This window comes from Peribacillus deserti, assembly GCF_002863585.1.
Classification (GTDB): Bacteria; Bacillota; Bacilli; order Bacillales; family DSM-1321; genus Paraperibacillus; species Paraperibacillus deserti_A.
On sequence record NZ_PGUY01000015.1, the window covers coordinates 31660 to 39484 of the forward strand.

9 protein-coding genes are annotated in these 7825 nt (G+C 41.3%); all 9 read right to left on the reverse strand.

Annotated features, from left to right (window positions below):
- Positions 1-229: 229 nt before the first annotated feature.
- Positions 230-1183 (reverse strand): ribose-phosphate diphosphokinase, encoded by a 954-nt coding sequence (locus CUU66_RS05630; RefSeq protein WP_101640694.1) that lies wholly within the window; start codon positions 1181-1183, stop codon positions 230-232.
- A 16-nt stretch (positions 1184-1199) separates the two neighbouring features.
- The gene (gene glmU, locus CUU66_RS05635) at positions 1200-2573 is read right to left on the reverse strand and encodes a bifunctional UDP-N-acetylglucosamine diphosphorylase/glucosamine-1-phosphate N-acetyltransferase GlmU (RefSeq protein ID WP_101640695.1); all 1374 of its coding nucleotides are present in this window, start codon (positions 2571-2573) and stop codon (positions 1200-1202) included.
- A 245-nt stretch (positions 2574-2818) separates the two neighbouring features.
- Entirely contained in the window at positions 2819-3112 is a 294-nt protein-coding gene (spoVG, locus tag CUU66_RS05640) for a septation regulator SpoVG (RefSeq protein ID WP_101640696.1), read from the reverse strand.
- A gap of 360 nt (positions 3113-3472) precedes the next feature.
- Positions 3473-3847 carry a RidA family protein gene (locus tag CUU66_RS05650; RefSeq protein ID WP_101640698.1) on the reverse strand — a complete coding sequence of 125 codons (375 nt, stop codon included), beginning with the start codon at positions 3845-3847 and terminating at the stop codon, positions 3473-3475.
- 13 nt (positions 3848-3860) lie between these two features.
- Positions 3861-4682, reverse strand: a complete 822-nt coding sequence (gene purR / locus CUU66_RS05655; RefSeq protein ID WP_101640699.1) for a pur operon repressor — start codon at positions 4680-4682, stop codon at positions 3861-3863.
- Positions 4683-4741: 59 nt separating this feature from the next.
- Positions 4742-5611, reverse strand: a complete 870-nt coding sequence (gene ispE / locus CUU66_RS05660) for a 4-(cytidine 5'-diphospho)-2-C-methyl-D-erythritol kinase (protein ID WP_101640700.1) — start codon at positions 5609-5611, stop codon at positions 4742-4744.
- Between the two features lie 224 nt (positions 5612-5835).
- On the reverse strand, positions 5836-5997 hold the full coding sequence (locus tag CUU66_RS05665) for a small, acid-soluble spore protein, alpha/beta type (protein WP_308302466.1): 162 nt from the start codon (positions 5995-5997) through the stop codon (positions 5836-5838).
- Positions 5998-6151: 154 nt separating this feature from the next.
- Positions 6152-6421: a biofilm formation stimulator Veg gene (gene veg, locus CUU66_RS05670; protein ID WP_101640702.1), complete on the reverse strand. Its 270-nt coding sequence runs from the start codon at positions 6419-6421 to the stop codon at positions 6152-6154.
- A gap of 259 nt (positions 6422-6680) precedes the next feature.
- A complete protein-coding gene (gene yabG, locus CUU66_RS05675) occupies positions 6681-7565 on the reverse strand; it encodes a sporulation peptidase YabG (protein ID WP_101640703.1) in 885 nt (294 codons plus the stop codon).
- Positions 7566-7825: the final 260 nt, after the last annotated feature.

A 7825-nucleotide genomic window follows, 5' to 3' on the forward strand; every position in this document is an offset into this window, starting at 1 on the left:
ATATACATTCAAGATGCCCTGTGTCTTGAAAATTAAACGTTATATATTTTTTTTACATTAGACTTTATGGCATGGACGATGCATGAATCCGTAGTTAACATGAGGGAGTAACGATAGGTATCACAGGATTAGGTACGGGATACCGCCCCACAATCCTACGAAAGAAAGCTAAGCTTTATAAATGTGCACAAAAAAAAGACTCTCCTGGCAGGGAAAGTCTTTAGAATGCTTAATCAAATAACGTACTAACAGATTGCTCTTCATGAACACGGATAATCGCTTCACCTATTAATGGAGCAACGGAGAGTTCAACAATCTTGTCTATTTTTTTCTCTTCTGCTAATACAATAGAATTTGTCACAACAAGTTCTTTTATTTTTGAGTTATTAATTCTATCAATGGCTGGGCCTGATAAAACTGGGTGGGTACAGCATGCATATACTTCAGAAGCTCCATTTTCCACTAAAGCATTGGCCGCTAAAGTAATCGTCCCAGCAGTATCAATAATATCATCAATCAGGATAGCTGTTTTGCCTTCGATGTTCCCGACGATGTTCATGACTTCTGCCACGTTTGGTCTTGGGCGGCGTTTATCAATAATAGCTATCGGCGCTTTTAGACGATCCGCCATTTTTCTGGCGCGTGTTACCCCGCCATGATCCGGAGAAACGATTACGATATCATTCAGGTTCTTAGTCCTAAAGTATTCAGCAAGAATGGGAACACCCATTAAGTGGTCAATCAGGATATCAAAGAATCCTTGGATTTGAGGAGCGTGTAAATCAAGGGTAATAACCCGGTCAGCGCCTGCAGTCTCAAGCAGGTTAGCTACAAGCTTTGCAGTGATTGGCTCACGTGCACGTGCTTTACGGTCCTGGCGCGCATATCCATAGTATGGCATTACAAGGTTGATCGTTTTTGCTGAGGCACGTCTTAAAGCGTCAATCATGATTAGAAGTTCCATTAAATGTTCGTTAACAGGTGCACTGGTAGATTGGATGACGAATACATCACATCCCCGGATACTCTCTTCGATGTTAATTTGTATTTCACCATCACTGAAACGCGTAACTGAGCATTTACCAAGTTCCACACCTATAAATTTAGCAATTTCCTTTGCCAATCCTGGGTTGGAATTGAGAGTGAAAACTTTCATTTTTGGATCAAGGTACTGATTAGACATGCTGAACCTCCAGTGGTTATTTGTTGAATTTTAATTGCTGAACGTAATTTTCCTTATTGACCTGACGTGCACGGGCAACGGATAATGCATCACCTGGAACATCCTCAGTTATGGTTGAACCTGCTGCAACATAAGCTCCTTTACCAATCGTAACGGGTGCTACAAGGTTTGAATTACAGCCGATAAAGACTCCATCTTCAATCTTAGTCAGGTATTTATTTTTCCCATCATAATTTACAGTTATTGAACCACAGCCTATATTAACATCACTGCCAACTTCAGCATCACCTATATAGCTTAAATGAGAGGCTTTGCTGCCTTTTCCAAAAACAGCCTTCTTAATCTCAACAAAATTGCCGATCTTTACTTCATCGCCGATATCAGAGCTTGGACGAATATGTGCAAATGGCCCAATATTTACATCATTCCCGATACTGCTTTCAAATGCGGCCGATTGCCGGATAGTTGTATTATCCCCAACAACACAATCTTTAATTTCTGTATTAGGACCAATTATGCAGTCGTTTCCAATTTTAGTATCACCGGCAAGCGTTGTCCCAGGATAAAGAACGGTATCCTGACCAATTGAAACCTCTGCAGAAATATAGGTGTTTAAAGGGTCAATAATGGTCACACCGTTTCTCATATGCAATTCATTTATACGGTTTCTCATAGTGGCTTCGGCCTGTGATAGAGCTACTCTATCATTGACCCCGAGCGTTTCAGAGAAATCATCCGTCTGGTAGGCCGTAACTATTTCATTATTCTTCTTCAGGATTTCAATTACATCTGGAAGATAATATTCACCTTGTACGTTTTCATTTGAAACATGCTTCAAAGCTTCAAATAGGGCCTTGTTATCAAAGCAATACGTACCTGTGTTAATTTCTTTTACTAGTCTCTCTTCGTCGGTTGCATCTTTGTGTTCAACAATCTTTTCTACCAAGCCCTCACTATTCCTGATGATACGTCCGTATCCAGCAGGATTTTCGGTATAGGCTGTAAGTATAGATGCCTTGGCATTACTCTGTTCGTGCTGCGCGATCAGACGCTCCATTGTTTCTGCTCGAATCAGCGGCGTATCTCCACACATCACGAGTGTCGTTCCTTCTTTTCCTGAAAGAAGTGCTTCTGCCTGCATCACTGCATGGGCTGTGCCAAGCTGCTGTTCCTGAAGGACATATTGGCTTCTGTCCCCAAGCTGAGATTTTACTAAATCAGCCCCATGGCCGATTACAGTAACCGTTTCTTCTATTTCAAGCTTAGATATTTCATCAACGACATGCTCAACCATCGGCTTTCCACAAACAGGGTGCAATACCTTATAAAGCTTTGATTTCATTCGTGTTCCCTGTCCGGCAGCCAAAATTACTGCATAGCGATTATTCATAATAGGCCTCCGTTTACCTTTTTATCCATTACGAATATATCTTAAAAGCGTACGGTTTTCAAGGATACAGGACAAAGTACATATATTTTTCATATAAGGGGTAATACTGCCAATTTTTCTTGCATGAGGACCAGAAGTGGTTTCAAGGGGGTTTATGTGTTTTATGTAAGGGGTATCAAAAAATAAAAGAGCCTTACTTAGGAAGCAGGCTCTTGATGCGTATTATATTTTTTTATCTGCTAAGATCAGGAAGCTCCTGCTTCTTCAAGTTCCACAACTTCCAATTCACCTAGTCGATGGTATTCAGCTAATACTGCATCCTGAATTTTGCTGCGGGTAGAAGAGTTGATAGGATGAGCAATGTCGCGGAATTCTCCATCAGGAGTACGCTTGCTTGGCATTGCAACGAATAATCCATTGTTTCCGTCAATTACACGGATATCATGAATGACAAATTCATTGTCCAATGTAATGGATGCAATAGCTCTCATTCTGCCATCGGTAGTCACTCTTCGTAATCTTACGTCTGTTACTTCCATTAATTACACCACCTTGAATTATTTGGGCAAGCTTTTTGGGCTTGTATTAATAATTCAACGGAAAGTTTGATTTTCCTTCTTTAAAAATAAAATTTTTAGAAAAATTAGGTCTTTCTGGGTATGAACTGGAATTTTTTCACACTATTATGCCTTTATAAAATGCTGTTTGCTCTTAAATAGGATTGTGAATCCAATCTAATGAGGTAATTGGAGCGGAAGGTGCGAGACTCCTGCGGGAGCAGCGGGACAGGTGAGACCCCACAGTCGCTTATGCCACGAGGATGCTCACCGCCCGCCCCGCGGAAAGCGAGCATCCTCACGTTCCAATCAACAACTCAGTTTAAAAAAAAAACGCCCGTTTTATTTAACGAGCGCTACTACTTCAATTTCAATGAGTACATCCTTCGGCAGTCTCGCTACTTCCACACATGAACGTGCCGGCTTATGCTCTGAAAAATATTCTCCATACACTTCATTTATTGCCGCAAAGTCATTCATATCCTTAATGAAAACCGTTGCCTTCACAACCGTTTCCAGACTGGCACCAGCTTCTTTTAATACTGCGGCAAGATTTTTGAAAACCTGATGAGTCTGTTCTTTTACATCGCCTTGAAGCAATTCCCCTTCTGCAGTCAGCGGAATCTGGCCTGAGCTGAAGAATAAATTGTTAACAACAATCCCCTGTGAATAGGGTCCGATTGCAGCGGGAGCCTCCGTAGTATGTACAGCCTTCATAGCTTTAACCTCCTTATAATCTGTCAAAATAATTACCTGGTTTAACAGTGATCTTTTTCTCTTTTACATCCACATCCGAAAGTCTGACTAAGGATACATAATCATTCACGAGCCTGCCCTCAGCATTCTCTGATTCGACAAGGACCGATATGCCGGCTACCGCGGCATTGAATTCCTCCAGCAGGCTTACCATACCATTTATCGTGCCTCCAGCCTTCATGAAGTCATCCACAATGAGAACTCTCGAACCTTGAGCAAGGCTGCGTTTGGAAAGACCCATCGTCTGGATCCGTTTAGACGAACCGGATACATAATTAATGCTCACAGTTGATCCTTCTGTTACTTTGCTGTCACTGCGGACTATCACTACTGGGACATTCAAGAAGCTGGCTGCTGCATAAGCAATGGGAATTCCCTTTGTTGCAACAGTCATTACAACATCAATAGACTTCTCAGAGTATGCTGAAGCAATTAATCGGCCCACTTTTTTTAAGACCTGGGGATCCCCAAGGATATCCATCATAAACAAATATCCTCCAGGCAGAAGGCGGTCAGGGTTGGCGATCGTCTCACACATTTCGTTTATAAATGCATGCGCTTCATCCGGATGGCTCTTTACAATGTATTTTACCCCTCCCGCAGCTCCTGGTACAGTAATCAGCCTGCCGATACCACGATGTTCAAAGGTTTCCTTAATGATCGTTAAGTCTTCGCTTATGGAGGATTTAGCTGAACCATACCGATCGGCAAAAAAAGTCAAAGGCACAAGCTGGAATGGATGGTCGAGCAAATAATGTGTCATATCAACTAGTCTTTCGCTCCGGCGAAATTTCAATAGCGGCACCTCGTTTAAAAACCGAATATTTTAAATTAATATACCATTAATGTACGGGTTTATTCAAGTGTGTTTCGTTCACCTAGAATTCGGACCGTATAAACCTGGTCACAAAATCCCCTTAGGCCGTTATAGATCCGCTGTACCCTCGATTCATGCTCTACAAGGCCAAAAACGGTCGGTCCGCTTCCGCTCATTAGTACTGCATCCGCTCCAAATCGCTTCATTTGATCTTTTATATGTGCAACTTCCGGATTTGTATACAGTGTTACCTGCTCTAATACGTTCTTAAGATTAGAGCATACTTTCCGGTAATCGGACAGTTCAAGCGCCGAAATCATTTGCAGTATATCTGGGTGATCAGCATCAGCGACATTCAGTCTTTTATATACATCAGCTGTGGAAACACCAATGGTCGGCTTTGCCAATATAATCCAGCACTTTGGGGGAACTGGGAGATGTTCAATTTTTTCACCTCTGCCTGTAGCCAGTGCGGTACCGCCATACACACAAAACGGAACATCCGAGCCAATTTCCGAACCCAGCTCTGCCAGCTCATCCAGAGTCAATCCCAGCTTCCAAAGCCTGTTCAGTCCCCTTAATGTAGCCGCAGCGTCACTGCTTCCTCCGGCCAGGCCTGCAGCAACGGGAATGTGTTTTTCGATGGATATACTGACTCCGGTCCGGACTTTATATCTATCTTTTAACAACGCAGCTGCCTGGTACGCCAGATTTCTGTTATCATCAGGAACAAACCGGTTATGGGAAATGATTCGAATCTCATTAGCCGCCAAATCGCTTAGCTCTATCCTGTCTGCCAGATCAACGGTTGTCATGACCATTTCCACTTCGTGATATCCATCAGGACGCTTATAAAGCACATCCAAAGCCAAATTTATTTTAGCAGGCGCTTTCTCCATCAGTTTCATTTTTTCACCTACTTTACGTCTCTTAAAAATTCTTGTCCATTTTATCATTTAAGCTTATTCTAAAGCTTTTTTCAAGGGCATTCAAATAGCAGGGGGGCAATTCAAAGTTTTTGATAGTGAAACCCGGAAATCAAAGTCTCCACTGTAAGAAAAGAGCCCGGCTGATAGATGTGCTATCAAGCCGGGCCCCTATGCCGCAGTACGGATTATTTGATCATGCCTTTTTATTGTTGTGAACGGTTTAGCATTTGCTGCTGAGCCAATTCAACTGCACGTTTTACCATGTTTCCAGCATCCTTTGCCCTAATGCCGCCCCAGCCATCCTTTTGGACAACATCATAAAATCCAAGGTCCTTAGCCAGTTCTTCCTTAAATGATTCAGACATGAAACCGCCTCTTCTGCCCAATCGGAACAACTCCTTCTTAATACTGCGGCATACATAGTTTAAGTAGGATTGATTAAATCATAAGAGGGTATTTTTAGAAATAGAAATGTTCGAGCAAAAATCAGGCAAATAAAAAAGCAGTAAACCAATTAGTTTACTGCCCGCTTAAAGCCACGCTTCCTGCTGTTTCATCAAAGAAGGTTAATTGTACAGTTTCTGTTAAAACATCTGCATAACTGTAGGAGACTCTTTCAAATGCATTTTCATCCTGATCAAGCTCTATAACAAAAACAGAAGGATAAGTCTCTGCTAATGTACCTAGTCGCTCAACCGTTTTTCTTCTTCCACCGTTCGCTTTTAAAAGAAGCCTTTTCCCAAGATTTGAGTCTAGGGCAATTTTAATATCAGCTAAAGTTTTTGGCATTCAGGTCCACCTCACTAAGTGTAGTATATCACAAACCGCGGCCTTCAGTCAAACAAAAATATAAATTATATCAATTCTTAAATTTGTTTGTCAATGATTTTTTTATTACTCATACCTACAAAAAACAACATTTTTAATCTACCCAATTTGTCGAAAAATATGTATGTTATTTGTAAAAACCTTATATTTTCTTAAAATCTTATTTAAAATGCTTCCAATCTATAAAAAAACAAGCCGCTGAGTGTGGACGGCTTGCTTTTTATTCTTCATTCTGCTGAACAGGATTGAAAGGGAGACCTGTACGCAGGACCCCTTTTGTTTCAATGCCGCCCAGACCTTTCTCACCCGTTAAGGTATTTCTAAGGACTTCCCATACATTAATCCGGTCCATAAAGGGAGTAAAGCTGATTTTAGCTACGATATATACAGGGTCAAGTGCATGAATATTGACTCGCGAAGGGGAACTGGCAAAGTTAGCGCCTGCCTGTATAAGTGATTCAAAATGGGATTGACAGGCACCTGCAAAAATCACCAGCTGGTCCAGGTTAGGTATTTTCCTTCTAGCTTCTCTTACGGTTTGAACAAAATGTCTTGAATGCCGGTAAGCATTTAAATCATTCATCTTTCCTTTTGCTTTGGAATAAGAATCATGACCGGTGATAACTAGAATGTCAGGCCGATACAGATCTAAAAGAGGGATGATTTTCTGGGGCATTTCCTTCTCATTGCAATAAATGCCCTGTACAGGAATTCCCACTTTTTCATATACATCCATACACTTTTTTAAATAAGTAGGATCTCCGTCTAAATGAAGAACTCTCCCAGGAATTTGAAAATAGTCTCCTGTATGCCTGTACGCACTGGTGGCATCATAATCCCTCCTCATTTTAAGCAATTCATAATCCTGGGAAAAAAGTAAAAATGATTTCTCCAGCAATTCTTCTTGCTTTTTTCGCCGAAAGCTCTGTTCTTGAACATCCATTAGCTTTAAGTCATGGAAGGGCGCATCTGCAATCAGCCTGAGATCCTCTCCATACAGGACAGCTTGTAAATCTCCATTTTCTTCTTTAAAGTCAATCACCCTAAATAAAATATCACAATTAAAGGATATTCGTCCGACAATATCATTTATCTTTATACTCATTCATCCTCACCTCATGGTTAGGGAAACTAACTTATCTTATGTTTATGGGTAGAATTTCATCAATGCTTCTTGATAGGCTATGCAGAAGAAAAGAAAGATGTGAAGAATACTTGTATGATAAAGCTCTTTTCTAAAAGATTGTTGTTTTTAATAAGTTCTGTGAACCTACCCTATTGTTAATCAGGTTGATTGGAACGTAAGGTGCGAGACTCCTGCGGGAGCAGCGGGACAGGTGAGACCCCACAGGCGGAGCCGAGGAG

Coding starts and splice junctions, on each gene's coding strand:
- CUU66_RS05630 (WP_101640694.1), bottom strand. CDS start 1,183: ATGTCTAATCAGTACCTTGATCCAAAAATGAAAGTTTTCACTCTCAAT.
- glmU (WP_101640695.1), bottom strand. CDS start 2,573: ATGAATAATCGCTATGCAGTAATTTTGGCTGCCGGACAGGGAACACGA.
- spoVG (WP_101640696.1), bottom strand. CDS start 3,112: ATGGAAGTAACAGACGTAAGATTACGAAGAGTGACTACCGATGGCAGA.
- CUU66_RS05650 (WP_101640698.1), bottom strand. CDS start 3,847: ATGAAGGCTGTACATACTACGGAGGCTCCCGCTGCAATCGGACCCTAT.
- ispE (WP_101640700.1), bottom strand. CDS start 5,611: ATGAAACTGATGGAGAAAGCGCCTGCTAAAATAAATTTGGCTTTGGAT.
- CUU66_RS05665 (WP_308302466.1), bottom strand. CDS start 5,997: ATGTCTGAATCATTTAAGGAAGAACTGGCTAAGGACCTTGGATTTTAT.
- veg (WP_101640702.1), bottom strand. CDS start 6,421: ATGCCAAAAACTTTAGCTGATATTAAAATTGCCCTAGACTCAAATCTT.
- yabG (WP_101640703.1), bottom strand. CDS start 7,565: ATGAGTATAAAGATAAATGATATTGTCGGACGAATATCCTTTAATTGT.